Source organism: Cytobacillus gottheilii (genome assembly GCF_018582665.1).
Lineage (GTDB): Bacteria > Bacillota > Bacilli > Bacillales > Cytobacillaceae > Cytobacillus > Cytobacillus gottheilii.
This window is the reverse complement of sequence record NZ_CP071709.1, coordinates 1,849,991-1,875,982: the sequence shown is the minus strand read 5'-3', so window position 1 is coordinate 1,875,982 and position 25,992 is coordinate 1,849,991. Positions and strand designations below refer to the sequence as shown.

Annotated in this window: 24 protein-coding genes and 1 other annotated feature; all 24 genes read right to left on the bottom strand. The window is 40.6% G+C overall.

The window, feature by feature from the left end; translation table 11 throughout:
- Window positions 1-291 precede the first annotated feature (291 nt).
- Window positions 292-927: an orotate phosphoribosyltransferase gene (gene pyrE, locus J1899_RS09325; protein WP_214478475.1), complete on the bottom strand. Its 636-nt coding sequence runs from the start codon at window positions 925-927 to the stop codon at window positions 292-294.
- A complete protein-coding gene (gene pyrF / locus J1899_RS09320; protein WP_214478474.1) occupies window positions 924-1,640 on the bottom strand; it encodes an orotidine-5'-phosphate decarboxylase in 717 nt (238 codons plus the stop codon). Before pyrF ends, pyrE begins: the two co-directional genes overlap by 4 nt.
- Window positions 1,612-2,553, bottom strand: a complete 942-nt coding sequence (locus J1899_RS09315; RefSeq protein ID WP_214478473.1) for a dihydroorotate dehydrogenase — start codon at window positions 2,551-2,553, stop codon at window positions 1,612-1,614. Before J1899_RS09315 ends, pyrF begins: the two co-directional genes overlap by 29 nt.
- Entirely contained in the window at window positions 2,550-3,332 is a 783-nt protein-coding gene (locus tag J1899_RS09310; protein WP_066446791.1) for a dihydroorotate dehydrogenase electron transfer subunit, read from the bottom strand. The genes J1899_RS09315 and J1899_RS09310 overlap by 4 nt, the downstream gene beginning before the upstream one ends.
- Window positions 3,329-6,541, bottom strand: a complete 3,213-nt coding sequence (carB, locus tag J1899_RS09305) for a carbamoyl-phosphate synthase large subunit (protein ID WP_214478472.1) — start codon at window positions 6,539-6,541, stop codon at window positions 3,329-3,331. Before carB ends, J1899_RS09310 begins: the two co-directional genes overlap by 4 nt.
- On the bottom strand, window positions 6,538-7,626 hold the full coding sequence (locus tag J1899_RS09300; RefSeq protein WP_214478801.1) for a carbamoyl phosphate synthase small subunit: 1,089 nt from the start codon (window positions 7,624-7,626) through the stop codon (window positions 6,538-6,540). Before J1899_RS09300 ends, carB begins: the two co-directional genes overlap by 4 nt.
- A complete protein-coding gene (locus J1899_RS09295) occupies window positions 7,623-8,909 on the bottom strand; it encodes a dihydroorotase (RefSeq protein WP_214478471.1) in 1,287 nt (428 codons plus the stop codon). Before J1899_RS09295 ends, J1899_RS09300 begins: the two co-directional genes overlap by 4 nt.
- A complete protein-coding gene (locus J1899_RS09290) occupies window positions 8,872-9,813 on the bottom strand; it encodes an aspartate carbamoyltransferase catalytic subunit (RefSeq protein ID WP_214478470.1) in 942 nt (313 codons plus the stop codon). Before J1899_RS09290 ends, J1899_RS09295 begins: the two co-directional genes overlap by 38 nt.
- A 166-nt stretch (window positions 9,814-9,979) precedes the next feature.
- Window positions 9,980-11,278: a solute carrier family 23 protein gene (locus J1899_RS09285; RefSeq protein WP_214478469.1), complete on the bottom strand. Its 1,299-nt coding sequence runs from the start codon at window positions 11,276-11,278 to the stop codon at window positions 9,980-9,982.
- A 153-nt stretch (window positions 11,279-11,431) separates the two neighbouring features.
- Window positions 11,432-11,980: a bifunctional pyr operon transcriptional regulator/uracil phosphoribosyltransferase PyrR gene (gene pyrR / locus J1899_RS09280; protein ID WP_066446802.1), complete on the bottom strand. Its 549-nt coding sequence runs from the start codon at window positions 11,978-11,980 to the stop codon at window positions 11,432-11,434.
- Window positions 11,981-12,174: 194 nt separating this feature from the next.
- Window positions 12,175-13,086, bottom strand: a complete 912-nt coding sequence (locus J1899_RS09275) for an RluA family pseudouridine synthase (protein WP_214478468.1) — start codon at window positions 13,084-13,086, stop codon at window positions 12,175-12,177.
- Complete coding sequence (lspA, locus tag J1899_RS09270; RefSeq protein WP_066446807.1) at window positions 13,058-13,552, bottom strand: signal peptidase II; 495 nt, start codon at window positions 13,550-13,552, stop codon at window positions 13,058-13,060. Before lspA ends, J1899_RS09275 begins: the two co-directional genes overlap by 29 nt.
- 76 nt (window positions 13,553-13,628) lie before the next feature.
- Window positions 13,629-13,913: a hypothetical protein gene (locus tag J1899_RS09265; RefSeq protein ID WP_066446809.1), complete on the bottom strand. Its 285-nt coding sequence runs from the start codon at window positions 13,911-13,913 to the stop codon at window positions 13,629-13,631.
- Between the two features lie 1,557 nt (window positions 13,914-15,470).
- Entirely contained in the window at window positions 15,471-18,242 is a 2,772-nt protein-coding gene (ileS, locus tag J1899_RS09260) for an isoleucine--tRNA ligase (protein WP_214478467.1), read from the bottom strand.
- Between the two features lie 89 nt (window positions 18,243-18,331).
- Window positions 18,332-18,592, bottom strand: a binding site (T-box leader).
- A 46-nt stretch (window positions 18,593-18,638) separates the two neighbouring features.
- Window positions 18,639-19,154 carry a DivIVA domain-containing protein gene (locus tag J1899_RS09255; RefSeq protein ID WP_066446813.1) on the bottom strand — a complete coding sequence of 172 codons (516 nt, stop codon included), beginning with the start codon at window positions 19,152-19,154 and terminating at the stop codon, window positions 18,639-18,641.
- 89 nt (window positions 19,155-19,243) lie between these two features.
- Window positions 19,244-20,017, bottom strand: coding sequence for a YlmH family RNA-binding protein (locus J1899_RS09250; RefSeq protein WP_066446815.1), 774 nt, complete (start codon window positions 20,015-20,017; stop codon window positions 19,244-19,246).
- A 75-nt stretch (window positions 20,018-20,092) separates the two neighbouring features.
- Window positions 20,093-20,359, bottom strand: coding sequence for a YggT family protein (locus tag J1899_RS09245; protein ID WP_066446817.1), 267 nt, complete (start codon window positions 20,357-20,359; stop codon window positions 20,093-20,095).
- A 5-nt stretch (window positions 20,360-20,364) separates the two neighbouring features.
- On the bottom strand, window positions 20,365-20,814 hold the full coding sequence (locus J1899_RS09240; protein ID WP_066446819.1) for a cell division protein SepF: 450 nt from the start codon (window positions 20,812-20,814) through the stop codon (window positions 20,365-20,367).
- Between the two features lie 21 nt (window positions 20,815-20,835).
- Window positions 20,836-21,507, bottom strand: coding sequence for a YggS family pyridoxal phosphate-dependent enzyme (locus J1899_RS09235; RefSeq protein WP_214478466.1), 672 nt, complete (start codon window positions 21,505-21,507; stop codon window positions 20,836-20,838).
- A gap of 10 nt (window positions 21,508-21,517) precedes the next feature.
- Window positions 21,518-22,336, bottom strand: coding sequence for a peptidoglycan editing factor PgeF (gene pgeF, locus J1899_RS09230; protein WP_066446825.1), 819 nt, complete (start codon window positions 22,334-22,336; stop codon window positions 21,518-21,520).
- 65 nt (window positions 22,337-22,401) lie between these two features.
- Window positions 22,402-22,668 (bottom strand): YlmC/YmxH family sporulation protein, encoded by a 267-nt coding sequence (locus tag J1899_RS09225; protein ID WP_066446828.1) that lies wholly within the window; start codon window positions 22,666-22,668, stop codon window positions 22,402-22,404.
- A gap of 252 nt (window positions 22,669-22,920) precedes the next feature.
- On the bottom strand, window positions 22,921-23,700 hold the full coding sequence (gene sigG / locus J1899_RS09220) for an RNA polymerase sporulation sigma factor SigG (protein WP_066446830.1): 780 nt from the start codon (window positions 23,698-23,700) through the stop codon (window positions 22,921-22,923).
- 305 nt (window positions 23,701-24,005) lie between these two features.
- Window positions 24,006-24,725: an RNA polymerase sporulation sigma factor SigE gene (gene sigE / locus J1899_RS09215; protein ID WP_066446838.1), complete on the bottom strand. Its 720-nt coding sequence runs from the start codon at window positions 24,723-24,725 to the stop codon at window positions 24,006-24,008.
- 61 nt (window positions 24,726-24,786) lie between these two features.
- A complete protein-coding gene (gene spoIIGA / locus J1899_RS09210; RefSeq protein ID WP_214478465.1) occupies window positions 24,787-25,725 on the bottom strand; it encodes a sigma-E processing peptidase SpoIIGA in 939 nt (312 codons plus the stop codon).
- Window positions 25,726-25,992 lie beyond the last annotated feature (267 nt).

Genomic DNA, 25,992 nt, shown 5'->3' with positions numbered 1-25,992 from the left:
AAATTAGCCCCCAAAACGCTAAGGTGAAAATTATCTTAGCGTTTTTTATATTAATTATAAAAAAAGAGAAGTTTATAATAAGTTCCACTTATACTAACACGTGCTACAGTTAAACAACCCCCTTATATCAAAGAAGAAAAAAGCTTGAGGCTGCTAACTTTCCTCAAGCTTTTTTGTATACGATTATATTGTTTTTCACCTTGTTATTCGCCCTGCAAAAACCGTAAATTATTTATGAAGCCTTTTTAGATTTCCCACGTTATCAGAACTGCTTAACAAGCATTAACTTTCTTATGACTGAACAGCCTTCCCCCAAGCTTCCGGGTCTTTTCTCCATTGTGCCAGGCTGTTCACATCTTTTTCTTCAATATGACCTTTTGCCTCGGCCAATTCTGCTAGTGTTTCAAAATCACTTAATGCATGGGCAGTTACGCCAGCAGCACCCAGCTTTTCTGTGCCAGCTGTCAGTCCATATGTAAAGATTGCAGCAACACCAAGCACTTCAAGTCCTTCTTCGCGCAATGCTTCGACAGCCGTAATTGCACTGCCTCCAGTTGAAATTAAGTCTTCAACCACAACGACCTTTTGGCCGGCTGTCGCTTTGCCTTCAATTTGTTTGCCTTTACCATGTCCTTTTGCCTTTGAGCGCACATAACACATTGGCAAATCCATCAGGTCACTTACCCAGGCTGCGTGCGGGATGCCAGCTGTTGCTGTGCCTGCGATTAATTCCGCTTCTGGGAATTGATCTTCAATGATTTGTTTCAAGCCAGCTGCAATTTGTTTGCGCACTGCTGGATAAGATAATGTTAAACGGTTATCACAGTAAATCGGTGAGCGCAGTCCAGAAGACCAAGTAAATGGATCGTTTGGACTTAGAGCAACGGCCCCAATATCCAGTAAGCTTTGCGCAATTTCTTTTTTCATTGTAGTACGCCCTCCCATTGTGATTTCATTTGTTTATATTTTTCAAGCGGATTAGGATCGTTCGTAATCGACCTGCCAACAACGATCGCTGAAGCACCAGCTTCTTTTGCAAATGCAGGGGTAGCGATTCTTTTTTGGTCACCCTGTTCATCAGCTGCGGTGCGGATACCAGGAGTTACGGTTAAGAATTCACTTCCGAGCAGCCTTTTAATTTCCTCTGATTCAAATGCCGAGCATACGACTCCATCTAAGCCTGCTTCTTTCGTTAAGCTCGCATATTGTAAGACAGATTCTTTCAAGGTGGCTGAAATAAGCTGCTCTTTTTGCATTTGTTCTTCAGATGTACTTGTCAGCTGGGTAACTCCAATTAAGTGTGGACGTTTTTGGCCAGATAACGTACCTGCCTCTAAACCAGCAAGTGCTCTCTCCATCATTTCCTTCCCGCCGGCAGCATGAACATTCACTAGATCGATCTGCAGACGAGCAAGGCGTTCCATCGCTTTTCCTACTGTGTTCGGAATATCATGAAGCTTTAAATCCAAGAAAATCTGGTGACCTTTTTCTTTTAATTCCTGAACAATCCTCGGCCCTTCCTGATAAAAAAGCTCCATCCCTACTTTTAAAAACAGCTGTTCATCGTTGAACTTTGAAAGAAAACTGTTCACTTCTTCTTTTCCTGTAAAATCAAGCGCGATGATAAGCGAGTTTTTCATGTTTGCCCCAGCTCCTTCCTGTACATTCTGAAATATGATCAAATCCTAATTCCTGCAACAATACTGGAAGTTCTTCAATGATCTTCGGACATACAAATGGATCGACAAAGTTGGCTGTTCCAACGGCTACTGCACTTGCACCTGCATAAAAGTACTCAATCACATCTTCAGCACTCTGTACTCCGCCCATGCCGATGATTGGCAGTGATACATGCTGGCTCACTTCATGAATCATTCGAATCGCAACTGGTTTAATAGCTGGACCTGATAATCCTCCTGATTTATTCGCAAGGATCGGCTGAGCTGTTTTCAGATCAAGACGCATGCCCAATAAGGTGTTGATCATCGTTAATCCGTCAGCACCGCCGTCTTCAACTGCTTTCGCCATCTCCACAATGTTCGTCACATTAGGGGAAAGTTTGACGTAAACAGGGACTTCCGAAACTTCCTTCACCTTTTTTGTTAAGTTTTTCGCCACCTCTGGGATCGTACCAAAGGCAATGCCGCCTGTTTTCACATTTGGACAAGATATATTTAATTCGAGGGCATGCACATTTTTCGCCTTCGATATTTCTTTTGCAACTTCTACATAATCCTCTTCCAGCGAACCAGCAACATTAGCAATAATCGGAACATCAAACTGTTCAAGCCAAGTCAGTTCTTCATTCAGCACTCTATCCAATCCCGGATTTTGCAGTCCGATCGCGTTGAGCATGCCTGCTGTTGTTTCTGCTACACGAGGAGTTGGATTGCCAAAACGCGGTTCAAGGGTTGTTGCTTTGATCATGATCGCACCAAGCTGATTTAAATCATATAACCCGCTGTATTCTCTGCCAAAACCAAAGCAGCCGGATGCAGGCATGATCGGATTTTTCAAGGAAAGACCTGGCAAGCTGATTTCTAATGACTTCATAGAACAACCTCCCCTGCTTTAAAGACGGGACCGTCACTGCAGACTTTTTTATATGTGTAGCCAGTTGGATCATCTGCTGTATGGCAAACGCAAGCAAAACAAGCACCAATGCCGCAGCCCATCCGCTCCTCAAGCGATAAGTAAACCTTTTTATTTTTACCATAAGAAGTTTCCAAAGCTCTTAGCATCGGAGTTGGTCCGCAAGCGTATAGGATATCAAATTTTACACCCTCGTTTGCTATAACATCAGTAACAAATCCGGCTGTTCCATAGCTTCCATCAGCCGTTGCAATATAGGTTTCACCCAAACTATTAAAATACTCTTCGTAAAAAACTGCTTCTTTATTTTGGAAGCCTAAAATATGTGTGACAGTGAAGCCGGCAGCTGTAAGACGCTTTGAAAGCTCATAAAGCGGAGGAACACCGATACCGCCGCCAACCAGCAGAACAGTATCTCCTTGCTCACTCGCCTCGACTGGAAAACCGTTCCCTAATGGGCCCAGTACATCTACAAAATCTCCTGAACTACTTTCAGATAAAAGCTTCGTTCCTTTGCCTTCTGCACGGTAAATCATTGTAAATTCACTAGTGTCCTTGCTGATGCTTGAAATACTGATCGGTCTTCTTAACAGTGGGCCGAATTCTCCGCCTGTTTTCAAATGAACAAATTGACCTGGTTCGTTCATTTCGCGGACAAGCTCACCACTAAGGGTGAGCTCATAAATATCTTTTGCTATTTGAGATTGGCTGACAACCGTGCATAGCTCCTGTTTGATCATACGAGCACTGCCTCCTGTCCTGCCTCTGGATGACTCATTGCTTCTGCAGAAAAGTTCATTGATTCAATTACTTGTAAAATCGCTGAAGCTGTATCAAGAGAAGTTAAGCATGGTACACCATTTTCAACTGACTCGCGGCGGATTCGGAAGCCATCACGCTGTGGCTGCTTTCCTTTTGTCAGCGTGTTAATGACAATTTGTGCTCCGCCATTCCGGATGGCATCGAGCAGGTTTGGACCTTCAGAACCAATTTTGTCTGTTACATCAACTGGGATGCCGTTTGCTTCTAACACTTCAGCCGTTCCGCTTGTCGCCATGATTCTATAGCCGATTGAAACGAATCTTTTCGCAAGCTGCAGTGCCTCTTCCTTATCTTTGTCTGCAACCGTCATTAACACTGTACCAAACTTATGAATGTTCATACCGGAAGCAACAAGGCCTTTATACAATGCTTTTTCAAGTGTTGTATCCTTACCCATTACCTCTCCGGTTGATTTCATTTCAGGTCCGAGTGTAATGTCTACACGTCTTAATTTAGCAAAAGAGAAGACCGGAACCTTTACATATACGCCTGAACGTTCTGGTACTAGTCCAGTTGAATAGCCTAGTTCTTTTAACGATTCTCCCAGAATGACTTTTGTTGCTAGATTGGCCATTGGCACATTTGTTATTTTGCTTAAGAATGGAACGGTACGGCTTGAACGCGGATTGACTTCAAGCACATAGACCTCTTCTTTTGCGACAACATATTGAATGTTTAACAATCCAACAATGCCTAATCCCTTTGCAAGCTTTTCTGTATAAGTGATTAGTTTTTCTTTCACAGCTGCAGAGATATTTTGCGGCGGGTACACAGCAATGGAGTCGCCTGAGTGCACACCGGCTCTTTCGATATGCTCCATGATTCCAGGGATCACCACTGTTTCTCCATCACAAATCGCATCCACTTCGATTTCTTTGCCTGTTAAGTAGCGGTCGATTAACACAGGATGTTCAGGATTTACTTTTACCGCGTTTTTCATGTAGTGCAATAACTCTTCTTCTTTATAAACGATCTCCATTGCTCTTCCGCCGAGAACGTATGATGGTCTTACAAGCACTGGATAGCCAATTTCAGAAGCGATCAGAACCGCTTGCTCAACCGACTTTGCTGTTTTTCCTTTTGGCTGCGGAATTTGCAGCTCTGTTAAGGCTTGTTCGAACTTGTCGCGGTTCTCTGCACGATCCATATTTTCAAGAGTTGTACCTAAGATTTTCACGCCTCTTGCCACTAATTGATCGGCAAGGTTAATGGCTGTCTGACCGCCGAATTGAACGACTACACCTTCTGGCTGTTCAAGATCAATAATGTGCATGACATCTTCAATCGTCAACGGCTCAAAATATAGCTTATCTGAAATACTGAAATCAGTTGAAACCGTTTCTGGGTTGTTGTTGATGATAATCGCTTCATAACCTGCTTGTTTAATCGCCCATACAGCATGAACGGTTGAATAATCAAACTCGATTCCCTGCCCGATGCGGATTGGACCTGATCCTAAGACAATGACACTCTTTTTCTCTGTTACAATCGATTCGTTCTCTTCTTCATATGTGCCGTAGTAATATGGTGTTTCTGATTCGAATTCAGCAGCACATGTATCAACCATTTTGTATACAGGCATTAATTCTTGTTCTTTTCTCCATTCGTATACTTCCAGTTCCGTGCTATTCCAAAGCTTAGCAATCACTGAATCGGCAAAGCCCATTTCCTTCGCTTTTTTCGCAGTATCATACTGGAAAGGATGATCCTTTACTTGTTGTTCAAAAGCAATGATTTTTGAAAATTTATGCAGGAAGAACAGATCAATTTCACACCACTCATGAATGGTTTCAATTGTGATTCCGCGTTTCAATGCTTCACCGATATAAAATAAGCGCTCGTCACCAGCTTTTCTAATCCGTTTTTCTAAAAGGGCATCATCAATGCTGTCTGCATCATTTAATGCCAGATGAAATACATTAGCTTCTAATGAGCGAATCGCTTTTAGCAGAGATTCCTCAAACGTGCGCCCGATTGCCATAACCTCTCCCGTTGCTTTCATTTGCGTTCCCAGTGTGCGGTTGGCCGATTCAAATTTATCAAATGGCCAGCGCGGAATCTTTGAAACCACATAATCTAATGCTGGCTCAAAGCTTGCATATGTTTTTCCTGTAACTGGATTCATCATTTCATCCAGTGTCAGTCCAACAGCAATTTTTGCAGCAAGCTTTGCAATTGGATAGCCTGTAGCTTTTGAAGCAAGTGCAGATGAACGGCTTACCCTTGGATTTACTTCAATGATGTAATAATTGAAGCTGTAAGGATCTAGGGCAAGCTGCACATTACAGCCTCCTTCAATCTCAAGAGCACGAATGATTTTTAAAGACGTATTGCGCAGAAGCTGATATTCTCTGTCACTTAAAGTTTGGCTCGGTGCAACAACGATCGAGTCGCCTGTATGAACACCGACTGGATCAATGTTTTCCATATTACATACAACGATTGCATTATCATTTGAGTCGCGCATCACTTCATATTCAATTTCCTTGTAGCCGGCAATGCTTTTTTCAAGCAAACACTGTGTTACAGGACTATTTTTTAAACCGCTTGTAACAATTTCAATCAGTTCTTCTTCATCCTGACAAATTCCGCCACCAGTGCCGCCTAATGTATAGGCTGGGCGGACAATAACAGGGTATCCAACACGCTCGACAAATGTATAAGCTTCTTCGAGATTGTGGATAATATCGCTCTCTGGGACAGGCTCTCCCAGTTCATGCATTAAGTTTCTGAAAAGGTCACGGTCCTCTGCTTTTTCAATTGCTGTTAGCTTTGTACCGAGAATTTCAACGCCGCACTCTTCCAGCACGCCGGATTTTGATAATTCGACTGCTAAATTGAGTCCTGTCTGTCCGCCTAAAGTCGGCACAAGTGCATCTGGTCTTTCTTTGCGGATAATTCGGCTTACAAATTCAAGCGTAAGCGGTTCGATATAAACGGCATCTGCTATTTCTGTGTCTGTCATGATTGTAGCAGGATTGGAGTTTACTAGAATAACTTTGTAGCCTTCTTCTTTTAAGGCAATACATGCTTGTGTTCCTGCATAATCAAATTCTGCAGCCTGGCCGATTACGATCGGGCCTGATCCGATGACGAGAATGCTTTTTATATCTGTACGCTTTGTCATTTGTTTACACCTTCCAATTTGTCAGATTCAATCATTGCTAGAAATTGTTCAAAAAGTCCATTTGCATCCTCTGGTCCTGGTGAAGCTTCTGGATGGTACTGGACCGTAAATGCCGGATAATCTTTATGTTTTAACCCTTCGATCGTACGATCATTTAAGGCAATATGTGTCACTTCTAATCTTGTATTCTTTAAAGAGGTCTCGTTCACTGTATAACCGTGGTTTTGAGAAGTCAGTGCCACCTTGCCTGTCGCTAAATCTTTTACCGGATGATTGGATCCGCGGTGTCCGAACTTCATTTTCTCTGTATTCGCTCCACAGGAAAGGGCAAATAATTGATGTCCAAGACAGATGCCAAACAATGGAACCTTGCCAAGCAAGCCTTGGATCATACTAATTGCTTCCGGAACATCCTTTGGATCTCCAGGTCCGTTAGAAAGCATGACACCATCAGGGCTAAGATTTAAGATTTCCTCGGCTGTAGTATGATACGGAACAACAATCACGTCACAGCCTCTGTTGTTCAATTCACGCAAAATGCCGTGCTTCATTCCGTAATCAACCAGCACAACTCTTCTGCCGCGGCCAGGACTTGGATAAGCTGTTTTGGTAGAAACCTGCTTCACTTGGTCTGTTCTTAGTGAAGTGGAGCGGAGCTTTTCGATCACATCTTCTGGATTTTCTTCTATTCTGCAGATAATTCCTTTTAATGTGCCGTATTTGCGGATGATTCTTGTCAGTTTTCTCGTATCAATTCCTGAAATGCCAGGGATATTGCGCAGCTTTAGAAAATCGTCCAATGAGCTTTCATTCCGCCAGTTGGATGGGAAGTCAGCTGCTTCCTTGACGATTAACCCGTTGATTGCAGGGTTAATGCTTTCAAAATCATCGCGGTTAATGCCATAGTTTCCGATTAAAGGATATGTTAAGGTTACAATCTGGCCACAGTAAGATGGGTCTGAGAGTATTTCCTGATAGCCTGTCATTCCAGTATTAAAAACGACCTCTCCGCTAAGCATTCGTTCTCCGCCAAAGCCTTCTCCGATAAAAATCGTTCCATCCTCTAAGATTAGTTGTCTTTTCATGATGTCACACGCTCTCTTTCCCATACAATTTTTCCTTCTGAAATCGTCATCGCTGGATAGCCCGTGCATTCCCAGCCTGAAAATGGTGTATTTCTTCCTTTTGATAAAAAGGTTTCAGGATTGATCTCTTCAGTTTGTTCTAAATCCAGCAATACTAGATCTGCTGCTGCTCCAGCTTCTAGCGTGCCAGATGCTAACCCAAAGGTTTCAGCTGGTTTTTTTGTTAGAAAATCAATCAGCTGCTGTAAGGATAGAATTCCTTTTTGAACTAAGTGTGTATATAGAAGCGGGAACGCTGTTTCCAAGCCTACAATGCCGAATGGTGCCAATTGCATGGATTCCGCTTTTTCTTCACTTGAGTGTGGGGCATGGTCTGTTGCGATAAAATCAATTGTACCGTCTAAAAGCCCTTCAATAAGTGCCTGGCGGTCTTCTGCTCCTCTCAGCGGCGGATTCATTTTATAATTTGTATCCAGTGAAGGAATATCTTCATCACACAGAAGAAGGTGATGAGGAGTTACCTCCGCTGTTACTTTAATGCCTGCCCGCTTTGCATCTCTGACTACTCGGACAGACTCTTTTGTACTGATATGACAAACATGATAATGACAATCCGCTGCTTCAGCGAGCAGAACGTCTCTTGCAATATGTACGGATTCACACACAGAAGGAATGCCATTTAATCCATTTTTTTCAGAAAAAATCCCTTCGTGGACAGATCCTTTATTAATTAAGGTATTTTCTTCGCAATGAGCCACAATCGCCATGTTGACTGCAGCTGCCTTTTTCATTGCTTCTAACATCATTCCGGCAGATTGAACACCAACACCATCATCTGTAAAAGCAAATGCTCCAGCTTCCTTCAGTGCTTGGAAATCGGTTAATTCCTTTCCGGCTTCTCTTATTGTTATCGATGCATATGGCAGCACCTTCACGGCAGCACTTTCAGCAATTCTTTTTTGCATCCATTCCATTTGTTCCTTGCTGTCTGGCACTGGACGCGTATTTGGCATAGCTGCTACAGTTGTAAAACCGCCTCTAGCAGCAGCGTTTGTTCCTGTTTCAATCGTTTCTTTATGCTCACCGCCAGGCTCGCGCAAGTGGATATGCAAATCAATAAAACCTGGGGATAGGACTAGGCCGCTTGCTTCAATCGTTTGCTCGGCTTCGCTCTTGATCTCTTTTGCGATTTCGGCAATCTTTCCATCTCTGATCAGCACATCTGACTGCTCGCGCTCTCCTTCTTTAGTTAGCAACTGTGCATGTTTGATTAGAATTGACATAGTTTGCACTTCCTTTCCCATTTTCAATTGATCTTTTTAAAACAGCCATTCGGATGTATACACCGTTTTTCATTTGCTTAAAGATTCTTGAGCGTTCACATTCTACTAGAGAATCTGCAATCTCAACGTCGCGATTGACGGGTGCTGGATGCATAATGATGCTTCCTTTTTTCATGCGCTTCTCGCGCTCAACCGTTAATCCATATACATGATGATAGTCTTCTGCTGTCATACCTGTTTGATCAGCATGTCTTTCGTGCTGAATTCTCAGCAGCATGACTACATCTGCCGTTGCGATTGCCTCATCAATATTTTCGTAGCTGCACTCTTTCATCATCTCTTCATCAAACCAAAACTCCGGTCCGGAAAAAACCACTTCTGCTCCTAATCTGGTTAAGCTTTCTGCATTTGATCTTGCCACTCGGCTATGACGGATGTCACCGATAATTGCTACCTTTAGACCAGCAAATCCACCGAATTCCTGCTTAATAGTCAAGAGATCCAGCAATGATTGTGTAGGGTGATGCCCGCAGCCGTCGCCGCCATTTAAAATCGCTACATCCGTTTTACCTGTTAATTGATCAAAATAGCGATCTTCTTGATGGCGGATGACGACGGCATTGACGCCGATCGCTTCTAAGGTTTTCACGGTATCATATAGTGACTCACCTTTTGACACACTCGAAGTGCTTACTTCAAAGGGTATGATATCAAGGCCTAGCCTGCGTTCTGCTACTTCAAAACTGCATTTTGTTCTTGTGCTGTTTTCAAAAAACAAATTTGCCACAAAGGTTTTATTGGCAGGTGTCCATGTTCCTCCCTCAATAAAGTGCTGGGCGTCAGCTAAAATGATTTCGATCTCCTGATTTGAAAGTTCAGTCATGGTCAGCAAATGATTTTCCATGGGTATAACCCCTTCCTGTTCCTCTTGATATAAAAATAAGCACCCTGACATTTTTGGTCAGGGTGCTGAAGAGTTGAAGGTTTTAGGCATACGGGTATACTTCCCCTGATATACCTAATGTGCTTCAACACCCTTGTAAGCCTCTCTGGACTTTTCTTAAAAGGCGTTATGCCACATCATCATTGTGAGATTCGTTTTCATCTAAATCCGCCATTTTCTCTCTGCCTGGAAGGATCAGGTTTAATACCACACCGCTGATTGCTGCAAGTGCCATTCCTTCAAGTTCAAAGTTTCCAATGGCGATATGTGCTCCGCCAATTCCTATAACTAAGATGACAGATGAGATGACAAGGTTGCGGTTATTTCCAAAGTCAACTTTGCTGTCAACAAGCAGTCTTAATCCAGATGAAGCGATAATTCCGAACAGCAGGATCGATACGCCGCCCATTACTGGAGAAGGAATGGATGAAATTAATGCAGTTATTTTTCCAATGAAGCCGAATAGGATTGCGAATACCGCTGCTCCAGCCAAAACATATACGCTGTAAACCTTTGTAATCGCCAGCACACCAATGTTTTCTCCATACGTCGTTTTCGGCGGTCCGCCAATTAAAGCGGAAATCATTGTAGCTGTTCCGTCTCCTAAAATGGAGCGGTGTAAGCCTGGATCTTTTATATAGTTCTTGCCTACAACCTTACCAAGGACAAGCTGATGTCCGATATGCTCTGAAATTGTCACAATTGCTACTGGTGCCATCAGGAATATTAATGTTGAAGTAATGCTGATATCATAATGCACGATCGGGAAAATAAAATCTGGCATCTCGATCCAAGCTGCTTCTCTTACTCCTGTGAAGTCAACAATGCCGATTATCACTGAGTATAGATATCCGACGATGATTCCTAAAAGGATGGATACCATTCCAAACATGCCTTTGCCGAAGATTGAAAACAAAATTGTTGCTGCAAGAGTTACAATGGCTGCTGAGAAGTGAAGCAGACTGTATTCTCCTGATGCAGGGTTATTCATGGCCATGCCAACTGCTGTACCTGCTAGAGCCAAACCAATTACGATAATCACCGGACCAACAACAACTGGCGGTAAAATATTCATAATCCAGCGGAAGCCTGCTTTTTTAATGATTAAAGCCACTATGCCGTATACGAGACCAGCGATGAAGGATCCGATCATCGCTGCGCCAGGTCCGCCAATCTCATGAGCCGTGGTTAAAGGAATGATGAAGGCGAAAGACGAGCCAAGATAGGCTGGTACTTGAAACTTAGTGATTAAGAGGAAAGCAAGCGTCCCTATACCGCTTGAAATAAGGGCCATCGCTGGGCTTAAGTCAACTAAAATGGGTACAAGTACGGTTGCACCAAACATGGCGAATAAGTGCTGTAAGCTAAGTGTAAGCCATTGAAATGGTGATGGTTTATCTTTAATATCTAGAACTGGATTTCTCATAAGGCTCTCTCCCTTTACATTCATTTAAGTAAAAAACCCTCTTTGCGTTAGGCTGCAAAGAGGGTATAAGAGCACAGCAAAAGAAAGACAATTCTCTTGCCGGTTCCCCTTTGTCAGCCTCACGGGACTGCTTTTAAAAAGGGTATGAAATTTTTAATTGTTGTTTTCGTATATGCTGACTTGATCGCTTTCATCGACTTCTTTTAGTTCCACGACAATTTTCTCCAAGCTCGATGTCGGGATATTCTTGCCGACAAAGTCAGCTCTGATCGGCAGCTCGCGATGACCGCGGTCAACAAGCACTGCCAGCTGAATGGAAGATGGTCTGCCTAGGTCAATAAGTGCATCTAATGCAGCTCTCACTGTTCTGCCTGTGTATAAAACATCGTCTATAAGAATAACCTTTTGATCTTTTATATCGATTGGAATAGAAGATCCTTTAATAAGCGGCTCTTCATTATCAGTCTTCTTCGTTAAATCATCACGATATAATGTGATATCCAATTCACCAACTGAAATTTGTGCTCCTTCAATCTCTTCGATTCTTTTAGCAAGCCGGTTAGCTAAGTATATTCCTCGAGTTTTGATCCCGATTAATATGCAGCCTTCGATCCCTTTATTTTTTTCAATTATTTCATGAGCAATTCTGGTTAATGCTCTGCGGATCGCTTGTTCATCTAAGACAATTGCCTTTTGCGGCATTATATTCACCCCATCTTGTCTTATCTTTGTCCAAACAAAAACCCTCTCACTGTACGGCGAGAGGGTAGATTTGCAGAATCCTTGCACACATATTTAGGGTGCAATTTTCCTAATCCGACTCCTTCTCAGCCTCACGGGACTGTCTTAAAGGACTTATTCAACTGTGTTTATCATATAGCAGCTATCGAATTTTGTCAACGGTTATTTCTTAATGAATCAAGCAGTTCAGTATAATCTGCAGGAAGCGGTGCTTCAAACTCGATATATTCACCCGTGCGGGGGTGATCAAACCCTAATACACCTGCATGCAGGACTTGTCCATTAAAATCAATCGTTTTCCTTGGACCATATTTCGGATCGCCAGCAAGCGGGTAGCCAATATATTTCATGTGAACACGAATTTGATGTGTTCTCCCTGTTTCCAGCTGACATTCAACGAGAGTGAAGTTCTCAAAACGTTCGAGTACCCGGAAATGAGTGACAGCATGCTTGCCTTCATCGACAACCGCCATGCTTTGACGATCTTTAGGGTCACGTGCAATTGGGGCATCAATCGTTCCATGGTCATGGGGAATTAAACCATGCACAACCGCTTTGTATTTACGGGTAACCGTTTTTTCAACAAGCTGATTGACAAGACTTTCATGAGCCATATCATTTTTAGCAACCATCAAAAGGCCAGAAGTATCTTTATCAATTCTGTGAACAATTCCAGGACGCATTACGCCATTAATGCCAGAAAGATCTGTACAGTGCGCCATTAATCCATTCACAAGTGTTCCCGTTTGATGACCAGCCGCAGGATGTACAACCATCCCTTTTGGTTTATTAACGACAAGAACATCCGAATCTTCAAAATAAATTTCCAGATCCATTTGCTCTGCTACAATATCAAGCTCTTCAGGATCAGGCAATGAAATTTCAATCTGATCATTCAGGCTGCATTTATAATTTGTTTTAATGGTTTTCCCGTTAACAAGCACCAAATTATCTTTAATCCACTGCTGTACTTGTGTTCTGGACCATTCTTCATTTACATTTGAAAGAACTTTATCAATTCTTTCTCCTACTTGTTCTTCAAGAACGATGTGTTCCACTTTTTCCATCTTTTTTCTCCTTCTTAGCTGCTATTTCCTCTAAGATCATTTGCAGCATTAACATTCCAACACCAATACATAATGCGGCATCAGCTACATTAAAAATAGGGAAATCATAAGAAAAGATATACGTATTAACAAAGTCTACAACTTCCTGATGTAAAACCCGATCAATAAAATTTCCTATTGCTCCGCCAAGCATTAATGCTAAGGAAACACCTAACAGATGGTTTCCTTTTGCCGCTTTTTGCATGTAATAAACGATTCCTATAATGACAATAACGGTTATGATATAGAAAAACCACATTTGCCCTTCCAGTATGCCCCAAGCAGCACCAGGATTGCGATGGGATGTTATATACAGAAAATCTTCAATAATTTCAACACTTTCACCAAGCTCAAAATTTTTGACAATCAGCCATTTTGTCAGCTGATCAAGCGCAATGACAAATACTGTAATTATGTAATAAAACACAAAGGCAACCTCCACAATTCATATCGTTACCTTAGCATTTTAGCATAAACAGCCTGAAAGCAACAGTAAGCATTCTTTAAAAGAGTGCTTTTCGATAAAATTTCCCCAGGCTTGTGTAATCGTCTTTTGACTTGAGGGTTGGAATTTCTTTTAGCAGTTCTGTTGGCAGAAGTTCTCCCGAAAGCTCGCACATGCCATAATTGCCTTGTTCAAGTTTTGCAATTGTTCTTTCAACATCGTGCAATTCTTCAAGAAGGATAGGTTTAATTAGCGGATTACTGGTACCATTCATTAGCCTTTCTAAAAGTTCTTGTCTCGTGTTACGGAGTTCTGAATAAAGATCGTTAATGTTTGCATCCATATCTTTTCCTCCGTTCATTTTGTTTCTTATATTATTTTCCGCATGCACGAGCATGACACGGGAAAACATTTAACATAAGGAACAACATTTGACGGAGGTGGTAATAATCAACAGAGAAGATAGATGTATATATGACTAAATTAAGAAAGTTGCGATTTGAAAAACCATTATTGTAGAGGCGGGTTTTAGAAGTAGTCCGTTTCTTTATGCTGCTGCAGACCTATGCTTTTCGCGGGAGGAACCTGTGAAATAAGCGGAGATTTTTCCCTTATTTCGAGAATTGGGCTATTTTCGGGCAAAATAAGGGGAGGGTTTCCGACTATCTTGAAAAATATCACTCATTTGTATGTTTTTCGCGTAGTTAGTCGGAATTTCTCCGTCTATTTCAGCACATTTTCGGTGATTTTGTGATTTAAGCGGAATTCTTCCGCTTATTTTGATGTTCCCTCCTGCCCTGAATAGGAGGAACCTGTGAAATAAGCGGAGATTTTTCCCTTATTTCCATAATTGAGCTATTTTCGCTCAAAATAAGGGGAGCTTTTCCGACTATCTTGAAAAAAATCGACCATTTGCATGTTTTTCAGGTAGTTAGCTGGAATTTCTCCGTCTATTTCAGCACATTTTCCGTGATTTTGTGATTTAAGCGGAATTCTTCCGCTTATTTTGATGTTCCCTCCTGCCCTGAATAGGAGAACCAGTGAAATAAGCGGAGATTTTACCCTTATTTCGAGAATTGGGCTATTTTCGGGCAAAATAAGGGGAGCTTTTCCGACTATATTGAAAAAAATCGACCATTTATATGTTTTTCGGGTAGTTAGTCGGAATTTCTCCGTTTATTTCAGCACATTTTCCGTGATTTTGTGATTTAAGCGGAATTTTTCCGCTTATTTTGATGTTCCCTCCTGCCCTGAATAGGAGGAACCTTTGAAATAAGCGGAGATTTTACCCTTATTTCCATAATTGAGCTATTTTCGCTCAAAATAAGGGGAGGGTTTCCGACTATCTTGAAAAAAATCGTCCATTTGCATGTTTTTCAGGTAGTTAGTCGGAATTTCTCCGTCTATTTCAGCACATTTTCCGTGATTTTGTGATTTAAGCGGAATTCTTCCGCTTATTTTGATGTTCCCTCCTGCCCTGAATAGGAGAACCAGTGAAATAAGCGGAGATTTTACCCTTATTTCCATAATTGAGCTATTTTCGCTCAAAATAAGGGGAGGGTTTCCGACTATCTTGAAAAAAATCGTCCATTTGCATGTTTTTCAGGTAGTTAGTCGGAATTTCTCCGTCTATTTCAGCACATTTCCCGTGCATTTGTGAAATAAGCGGAATTCTTCCGCTTATTTATGAGGTTAAGTATTTCACACGTTGCTGGGAAGGCACTATGTGTGTTGATTTACAGCACAAAAGAAGCTGAGATGCGCGCTCTTGCTCAGCAGTTATAACAACAAAGTTTGCATCCAATATTTTAAACATAAAAAAATCCGAATGATTAGAAGGTGTTTTCCTAATCATCCGGATCCAATTCAAGGCTGAGCACCAGCCTCTGTTTAGTTTAATTTATGCCAAATGGCTATAGTTGTTTTTTACAACATCTGCACAGCGTGTGCAAAGTGTAGGGTATTCTTCGTTTTGGCCCACTTCTGGAGTGACCGTCCAGCAGCGTTCACATGTTTCGCCTTCTGCTTTTGAGACAACGATAGCTGTGTTCTCAAATTTAACTGCATTTTCTGGCGCTTCATCGTATGTGCCGGCAATTTCAAAGCCTGAAACAATAAAGAGCTGCTGCAGGTTTTCGCTGATGGAATCAAGCAATGCTTTTACTTCATCGTTCACATATAACGCAATTTTAGCTGTTAATGATTTTCCGATTACTTTTGCATTACGAGCTTCTTCAAGCGCTTTTAATACGTCGTCGCGCAGTTTCATAAATGACGTCCATTTTTTCTCCAGCAATTCTGCATTTGGCAGATCAACATATTCCGGCATATCAGTTAACTGAACACTTTCTTCCTGAACATTTGGAATAAAGCTCCACACTTCATCTGCTGTATGAGAAAGAATTGGCGCAGTAAGCTTCGTTAACGCAATTAAGCTCTCATATAATACAGTTTGAATCGCACGGCGATCCTCTTGATCTTTTGCTTCGATATATAAAACATCTTTAGCAAAATCAAGATAGAATGCACTTAGATCTAACGTACAGAAATTATTGATGCTATGGTAAATGGAAGCAAATTCATAGCGGTCATAAGCTGTTACTGAATTTTTAATCAGCTTGTTCAGCTTCACGAGCATAAATTGATCTACTTCACGAAGATTTTCATATGCTACTTTATCTTTTGCCGGATCAAAATCAGCAAGATTTCCAAGTAAGAAACGGAATGTATTACGGATTTTACGATATACTTCTGCGACTTGCTTAAGGATAGGATCAGAAACACGGACATCTGCCTGATAGTCAACAGATGCTACCCATAAACGGAGGATGTCAGCACCTAACTGATTCATTACTTTAGCAGGCACAACGACATTTCCTACAGACTTACTCATCTTTCTGCCTTCTCCATCCAGAACAAATCCATGGCTCAATACACCTTTGTATGGTGCTTTGCCTGTTACAGCAACAGCCGTTGATAATGAAGAGTTAAACCAGCCGCGATATTGGTCAGATCCCTCTAAATAAAGGTCTGCTGGTCTTTGCAGGTCTTCTCTTTCAAGCAGAACCGCCTGATGGGATGATCCTGAGTCAAACCAAACATCCATAATATCTGTTTCTTTTGTAAATTGGCCATTTGGACTTTCTGGATGAGTAAATCCTTCAGGAAGCAATTCTTTTGCTTCTTTCTCAAACCAGATATTTGAGCCATGTTCTCTAAATAATGCAGATACATGGTCGATTGTTTCATCAGTAATGATCTCTTCGCCATTTTCCGCATAAAAGACTGGAATTGGCACACCCCATGCACGCTGACGGGAGATACACCAATCGCCGCGATCACGAACCATGTTATATAATCGAGTTTCTCCCCACGCTGGAACAAACTGAGTATCATTAATCGCTTGAAGCAGTTCACTTCTAAAGTCTTTAATTGAAGCAAACCATTGGGCTGTTGCACGGAAAATAACTGGCTTTTTTGTTCTCCAATCATGCGGATAGGAGTGTGTGATAAATGAGATCTTCAGTAATGCGCCAGCTTCCTGCAGTTTCTCAGTAATTGGTTTATTTGCCTGATCATAAAATAATCCTTCAAAACCAGGTGCTTCATCTGTCATATTCCCTTTATCATCGACAGGACATAATACTTCTAAGCCGTATTTGCTGCCGACATAAAAGTCATCTTCCCCATGTCCTGGAGCTGTATGAACACAGCCTGTTCCGGCATCAGTCGTAACGTGTTCACCAAGCATGACGAGCGAATCACGGCCATACAAAGGATGCTTCGCTAATACGTTTTCCATTTCGGCGCCTTTAAATGTTTTAACAACATTATGCTGCTCCCATTCAAGCTCACTTGCAACAGATGATAATAAGTCTTCTGCAATAACAAACTTATCTCCATTGGCTTCCACAACAACATAATTTAATGTTGGATGAACAGAGATTCCCAAGTTTGCAGGAATTGTCCATGGAGTCGTTGTCCAGATGATGATTTTCGTGTCAGCATCTAGAACGTCTTTACCATCTTTTACAGGGAAAGCCACATAAATGGATGGAGAACGCTTATCTTGATATTCAATTTCTGCTTCAGCAAGTGCAGATTCTGAAGAAGGAGACCAATAAACTGGCTTTTTGCCTTTATAGATATAACCTTTTTTGGCCATGTCTCCAAATACTTTAATTTGCTGTGCTTCATATGCTGGTTTTAATGTGATATAAGGATTTTCCCAATCCCCTCTGACACCTAATCGCTTGAATTGCTCACGCTGGCTGTCAATTTGTTCGTATGCATATTCCTCACAAAGCTTACGGAATTCAGCTACCGTCATTTCCTTGCGTTTTACACCTTTATTTGTAAGCGCCTGTTCAATTGGAAGACCATGAGTATCCCAGCCTGGCACATATGGGGCATGAAACCCGTTCATTGATTTAAAACGGACAATAAAATCTTTTAAAATTTTATTTAAAGCATGACCAATGTGAATATCTCCGTTTGCATATGGAGGTCCATCGTGAAGAACAAACATTGGACGATCCTTTGTTCGCTCCTGCACCTTCTCATAAATGTTCATTTCTGACCATTTATCCTGCACTTCCGGTTCGCGCTTTGGCAAGTTGCCGCGCATCGGAAATTCTGTTTGTGGCATTAATAATGTATCTTTGAATTCCATCTCTGTTTCCTCCTGTCATCTCTATCGACCATCATTACCTTTTTTCGGGGTAAAAATCCGCTGAAACGCAAAAAAACCTTTTCATCCCATAAAGGGACGAGAAGGTTTTAATTCCCGCGGTACCACCCTTGTAGACAGAGAAAACAGTCTCTATCCGCTCAATTAGCATTCATAACGTGAATGAACCGTCCCGCCTACCAGCTTAAAAGCGTTCAGCAAGGAACTCAAGGGTGATTTTCTTAATCTCAGCTTATGCCAGGCTTCCACCTCTCCCCGGCTCTCTGCAAGCGTCCATAATAACCGCTTATATAAACAAATGAGATTTGTACTGTCCCTCTCAACGATTTAATATAGATGATTTTGTGATAAAATTATATGCGATATCCTCTTATTTCGTCAAGCGTATGAATCTTCTTCTTCAGAACTTTTTAATTCAGTTGCATCAAGCTTATATTCTAAGAGATGATCCCAATCATCATTATTAAGCATATCAAGCTGTGCTTCAATTAACATTTTAAAACGAGTGCGGAATACCTTCGACTGTTTTTTTAATTCCTCTATGTCAATGGCAATTTTTCTTGCTTTAGAGAGAGACTCATTCACGATGCGATCAGCGTTTTTCTCAGCTTCTTTAATAATCAGCTTCGCTTCCTTCTGTGCATTACGCTTAACTTCCTCTGCAGCTTCCTGTGCAACAACGATTGATTTGTTTAATGTCGTCTCAATGGTGTTGAAATGGCCAATTCGCTCATTTAAATCATTTAGCTTTTCTTCGAGTTCTTTTTTCTCACGAATAATTAATTCATAATCTTTAATAACGTTATCAAGAAATTCATTTACTTCATCTTCATCATATCCGCGGAATCCTTTACTGAACTCTTTATTATGAATATCTAACGGTGTTAATGGCACTGTTGCCACCTCCCAAATCAATTGTTCTTTTTATGTACTTGATAAGCAAATATTCGACACACTTTCGCAAATTCCTGCAAGATGCTGAATTATTTTTGCTTGCCTGCTACAATTCGCCATTTATCCTTTTTTGTTTTTCCTTCGATGCCCATCATTTTAGCGCGCCCAAAACCCCTGGCTGAAATCATATCCCCTTCTCTGCACTCAAAAGAAGGATTTTCAATCACGGTCCAGTTCACTTTTACCAGTTTTGAACTTATAAAGGTTTGTGCTTTTTGCCGTGATATATTAAAAATGGCGGCAAGCACTGCATCCAATCTTAATGAACTGCATGTCAGAGCAGATTCTTGCCACTGTTCTTCAGGTGTTTTAGCATCTGATAAAGGGATTTGCTTTAAGTTTATGCTCGCTCGTCCAATTGATTCGAGCTGAAGACTGATATATGACTCAATTTCTTTCGACACAATCAGCTGGACCACATCATTCTGAATAAGAATATCGCCAAATTTGGCTCTCTTTAGTCCAAGTGACATGAGACTGCCGAGAACTTGCGGATGCTCAATTGTAACAAACTTCTTTGCATATTCTACCTCAAATAAGCTGATTTGAAAATCCTCTTCTTCAATTTGATGATAATCAGGATATAAAAATGCGCGCTTTCTTTCAGCACCGCTGTATCCGCCAAAGAATGCATATTTGATTTCAGCGTTCTCTCCAATAAGCGATTTAACGATTTGCTGTTCGCGGGGATCCAGAAAATCGGTCAGCTTTCCTGCATATGTACTTTCAACTTGATTTCTCCAATTCAGCACCTGATCAATAAATTCTTTTTCCTCTGGCCTGAAGTGTTGATAAATGCTCATTTAAAAACTCCTTACTATGTTAAGAAAAAATAAATAAGGACTTACAAAGTAAAAAAGGACTATAATAGCCCCAGTTTACAATACAATCCATCTATATAATTGATCGATGCCTGTTACAGCGAATCGAAGAACAAAAATGGCAACAAGAGGTGAAATATCAAGCATGCCAATAGGAGGAATAAACCTTCTGAACGGCTCTAAATACGGTTCACATATTCTCGCTAAAAACTGTCCAATCGATGATTCTCTTGCATTTGGAAACCATGACATTAAAATATAAATAATTAATGCCCATGAATAAATACCAATTAAATTTGCTAATATTTCAAACAGAAAGCCCATTCCTATTACCACCTCGTATTATCGAATTCTTGCTCTTGCATTAATTGAGAAATCGTGCCTGAAACCTCTACATTATCAGGAGTACATAGGAAAATATCATTTCCTACTTTTTGAATATCTCCGCCAATTGCATAAACGGTTCCACTCAGGAAATCAATAATTCGTTTGGCTTGATCTCTCTCAATTCGCTGCAGATTAACAACAACGGCTCTTCTATTTTTCAGCTGATCTGCTATATCCTGTGCTTCCGCATAAACACGCGGTTCGACGAGGACAACTTTTGATGATTTTTGCACACTTTGCAGACTGACTACGTTTTGCTTTTGAACAGACTGCTGCTTTTGCTGAGAAGGCTGTTTAGCAGGGGCTGCTTCCTCTTCGAGCATATCCTCTTCTCTATCATCATATTCATCATCTAAAAAGAAAAATGTCTTAAATTTAGATTTAATGCTCATCTCTTCATATACCTCCTTACCTTATTGACCCACTAAAGCGGTTCCTATTCTGATCATTGTTGCGCCTTCTTCAATAGCAATTTGATAATCATTAGACATTCCCATTGATAGTTCTGTGCAAGGCGCATAACTTTCTTCAAGTGCCTGAATATCCTGCTGAAGCTCTTTCAATTTTCTAAAGCAGCTGCGCAGCAGGTCTTCATCTTCCGTGAACGGTGCCATTGTCATAAGACCAGCAACACGAATATTGGAAAATGGCTTTAATGAAGCAATAAAGGGTTTAACCTCTTCAAGCGGCAGGCCATGCTTTGACTCTTCACCCGAAACATTGACTTGAACTAAACAATCAATGATATGATCGGCTCTTTTTTGTATTTCTTCAGCAAGTGAAAGCCGGTCAAGCGAATGAATATAGGCTGCTTTATCAATGATGTTTTTTACTTTTTTTGATTGAAGTGAACCAATAAAATGCCATGTAGGCTTGTCCGCTAATACCTCCCATTTAGCCAGGAGGCCATCATCACGGTTTTCGCCTAAATCTGTAATACCTGCATCAAATGCTTCCTGTGCACGTTCCAAAGAAACATATTTTGTCACAGCAATGATTTTAATTTCTTCGCGATTGCGTCCAGAGCGCTCGCAGGCTGTTTCTATCTTTTGCTGAATTTCCCGTAAATTGTCTTCTACTTTCATGGTATTGCTCTTACTCCTCCTTCCAGCCCATAAAACTGATCATTCTGCCTGTCTTCCCGCTATCTCTGCGGTGAGAGTAAAATAAGTCAGCATTACAGCTGGTGCAATAATTCGAAATAACAATATTCTTTTCAGCCAGTCCGCTATGAATCATGACTTGACGGTTTAATTGTTTTAAGTCTAATTGATACTGACCTTTTGAAATCTCTTTATATGCTGGTGGCAAATGATCGTTTTTCCACTGATTTGCAGCTTTGATGACCCTGTCATCTACTACATAACACTGTCCGCAAATTGATGGTCCGATGACGGCTTCTATTTCATTTGCCGGAATTCCATCGTTTTTAAATACGGTAATCATTTTTTCAGCTATTCCATGCACTGTACCTTTCCAGCCGGCGTGTGCAATCCCAATTGTTTTTGTTTTGCGATGCAGAAAGTATAATGGAACACAATCAGCATAGCATAATGTCAGAAGAATTCCTTGGTCATTTGTATAAAATCCATCTGTATGAGGAAAAGAGCTATCATATTGCATGGCTCCGAGCCCGGCATCTTTAGGTGAAACTTTTGCCACATTAACCTCATGTGTTTGATCTGCTCCAACCCAATTGGAAAGAGGAAAATCCAGCTTACCACCAAGATGCTGACGATTTTTCATAACAGTGAGCTGGTCGTCTGAAACATGAAACCCCATATTCAGCCCTGTAAACTCCCCTTTGCTAAAACCGCCATTTTTGGTAGAAAATCCAGCAGTAAGTCCGGGAAAATCGGAAACCCAGTGTTCAATTGTTAAAAACTCATCAGTGTGTTTAATAAAAGGCTCCATACTCATATCCTCATTTTTTCTCTAGTTTACCATAAGGAAGGCATTGTTTACAGTTTTATGTTGCTTTATCCTTCATCTTCTGTAAAACTGTATTCTGCTGATTTATATCGGACGAGTATCACATCTTCACCAATTTTAATGATATTTTTCCAAGGTATAACAATGTCTTCGTCTTTTCCGAAGAAGCCCAGCATTCTGCCGCTTCCTCCCACGATGACAGCTTCAATTTTGCCGCTGTTTAGATTGATATCAATATCGCCAATATTCCCCAGCCTTTTTCCATCTGAAACATTAACCACATCTTTCAATTGAAAATCAGATATTTTGATCATAAAGGTCATCTCCCGCATTTATTCTATAATTTAATATATGATGCATAGATTGAAAATCATGTTAGGAAAAAAGAAAATTGTAGGCAGGGGTTAAAAGAATGAAAGAAAACTTGCCGATTGGCAAGCCTGTCAGGGGAAGTCAGTGGCTTAGCTGCACTTGTGCTACATTAATTGAGCACCTCGGTCGATTATCCCTCCAAGCTGTTCATTAATCATTTCTGAACATACGAAAAAGCCTGCCATTCGGCAGACTTAACTTTGAATATTTTTGTTCATTTGTTTAATGGCCGCTTTTTCTAAGCGTGATACTTGAGCTTGAGATATTCCGATTTCTTCAGCAACTTCCATTTGCGTTTTTCCTTGGAAAAATCTTTTTCTAAGTATGAGTTTTTCTCTTTCATTAAGTCTTCGCATACCTTCCATAAGTGCAATTTCCTCAATCCATTGGATGTCTTTATTCCGCTCATCACTGAGCTGGTCCATCACAAAAATAGGATCTCCGCCATCATTATAAATTGGCTCAAACAAGGAAACGGGATCTTGAATGGCATCGAGGGCAAATACAATGTCCTCATGCGGTACATCAAGTTCCTTTGCAATTTCTTCTGCTGTTGGCTCTCTAGATGTTTTGCTCATAAGCCGTTCTCTTACCTGCAAGGCTTTATAAGCAATATCCCTTAATGAACGGGAAACGCGAATAGGGTTATTATCACGCAGATACCTTCTGATTTCCCCAATAATCATTGGAACAGCATAAGTGGAAAACTTTACGTTTTGACTTAAATCAAAATTATCAATAGATTTCATTAGGCCGATACATCCAACCTGGAACAGATCATCCACAAATTCTCCCCTGTTATTAAAACGCTGGATGACACTTAATACAAGCCGTAAATTGCCATTTACGAGTTTTTCCCGGGCCGTTATATCTCCCTCATGCATTTGCTTGAAGAGTTCTCTCATTTCTTCGTTTTTTAATACTGGAAGTTTTGATGTGTCTACACCGCAAATCTCTACTTTATTTCGAGTCAATTCTTTCCCTCCTCACAGGAGTTGCTGTACAAAAAACAGTATCTCCTTGAGAAGGAAAAATATGCATGATGAAATAGAGCACAAAAATTCAGAATTGACAAAGCTTGCTGCTAAAGGATTTTTGAGGAAAAAAGGACAAAATTTATAATTAGTTCCAGCTCCTAGCGCCTTCCACTTTTCCTTTGTCCAGTTCCAGCGCCTAGCCCCTCGAGGTCTTAAGCCAATCTGTCCAGAAGGTTAAAGAACAACCTTCTAGCCAGCTCGTCTTAAGCTTGTCGGGGCTGAGCAAGGCGCTTCCACTTTTCCTACACCATTTTATTAAATTCTTTTTTTAGTCTTTTGATGATTCTTTTTTCCAGGCGTGAGATATAGGATTGAGAGATGCCCAGAAGGTCCGCTACATCTTTTTGGGTCATTTCGTCGCCCGCTCCAAGACCAAATCTTAGCTCCATAATTTGTTTTTCACGGTCTGTTAGCTGATGCAGGGCATTTAACAGCAGTTTTTTATCTACATTTGCTTCCAAATCTTTTGTAATGATATCGTCATCTGTTCCCAGCACGTCGGATAGCAATAACTCATTTCCGTCCCAATCAATGTTCAGCGGTTCATCAAATGAAACCTCTGATCGAATTTTATTGTTTCTTCTTAAATACATTAAAATTTCATTTTCAATGCATCGGGAAGCGTATGTAGCTAATTTGATTTTCTTTTCAGGGTTAAATGTATTTACCGCTTTAATCAGTCCAATAGTACCTATGCTTATTAAATCTTCAATATTAATGCCTGTGTTTTCAAATTTCCTTGCAATATAAACCACAAGTCTTAAATTACGCTCAATTAAGATGGAGCGGGCTGCCTTATCACCATTAGGCAATTTAATCAATAAATGTTCTTCTTCTTCTTTGCTCAATGGCGGCGGTAATGCTTCACTTCCGCCTATGTAGTAAACTTCATCAGATTTGAGGCCCAGTTTAATCAGCAATTTATACCAGTAATAGGATAATCGAAGTTTTAATTTTTTCATGATTTGTCCTCCTTCTAAATTGTGTTTTTCTGAGTATAGTATATAAAGCGTTTTAACTATATTATCCTGCGCGTATTTCTGCAGATACTTGTTTAGCACTTGCCATCATTTTAGGGTGAACAATACATTGAAAGGCATCGTCGCTCGAAAGCTCCTGCATGGTAAACGAGATTAGTCCCCGATTAACTTCCAGAACTTCCTCCGTCTTTCGGAACTTGATGCTTTCTGGTTTTACAGCGATTATAAGCTGGTGATCCTGACCGACTACTTTATATGGAATAATTCTCATCCTATGCTCCCACTCAGCAGAAACGGTGTGTTGCCCGAGTACAACCTTTTCAGGGTCTTCAGCCATTGCCTGTATTTCTTCAGGAAAATCTCCTTCGTTTCCTTTAATAGAAATAAACATAACAGGCATTTTGGAGATTGGATCGTATAATTGATTTCCACTGTCAATCAGACCTTTAAAGCTATACAATTTGCTGTTCAGCATAATTTCTACATCAATTAAGGAATCATATTGAATTTTTACCATTTCAAATGTTTCGATGTTTTTTCTGGAAAAATGCCAGGCAAGCGGAAAACCAATTAGAACGAAGAGCCAGCTAATCGGATCTCCAAATCCTTTTACACTCCCAATCATGACTGCAACCGACAGTTCAAAGTCAAATTGTACAAAGTAATGAGCTCCAATCAGGACGCCGCCAATTAAAAAGGTGGTTAAATAAAAGGTCATTAGACCGCTGAAGAAAAACTTCAATCTCTTATAGCCAAATGCCGTATAAACCATAAAGACTGAGAATAGTAATTTCATTAGCGGATGTCCTGCTACTGAATGTATAGGCGTAATCACTAATAAAATAATAATTGAGCCAATAAGACCGCCTGCTATCAGTCTCCACCATTTCACATGACGCTTTAAGATGATAGCGGTTAAGTAAAGTAATAGTGTGTCGAATAAAAAGTTTAAAGCCCAAATGACATCAAGGTAAATCGCCAATCATATCCCTCCTATAAGTCTGATGCGGGATCATTTGGGATCGTAAGCAACCACTCAATAAACTTAAAGCTGCAAAAGATAATTATTTTCCCAGTAAGTATTATCCTTTGACCACTATTAAATCTGTTACGAAAAAGTATAGCGCATCTGTTTAGATAAAGATGTCACTTCCTGTAGTGAAAACTTGAGAAATTTTCACTATAATTTTCGTTTTTTGTCAATATTTCATATGGGACAAGTATTTGTTCTAAATATATATATTAAAAA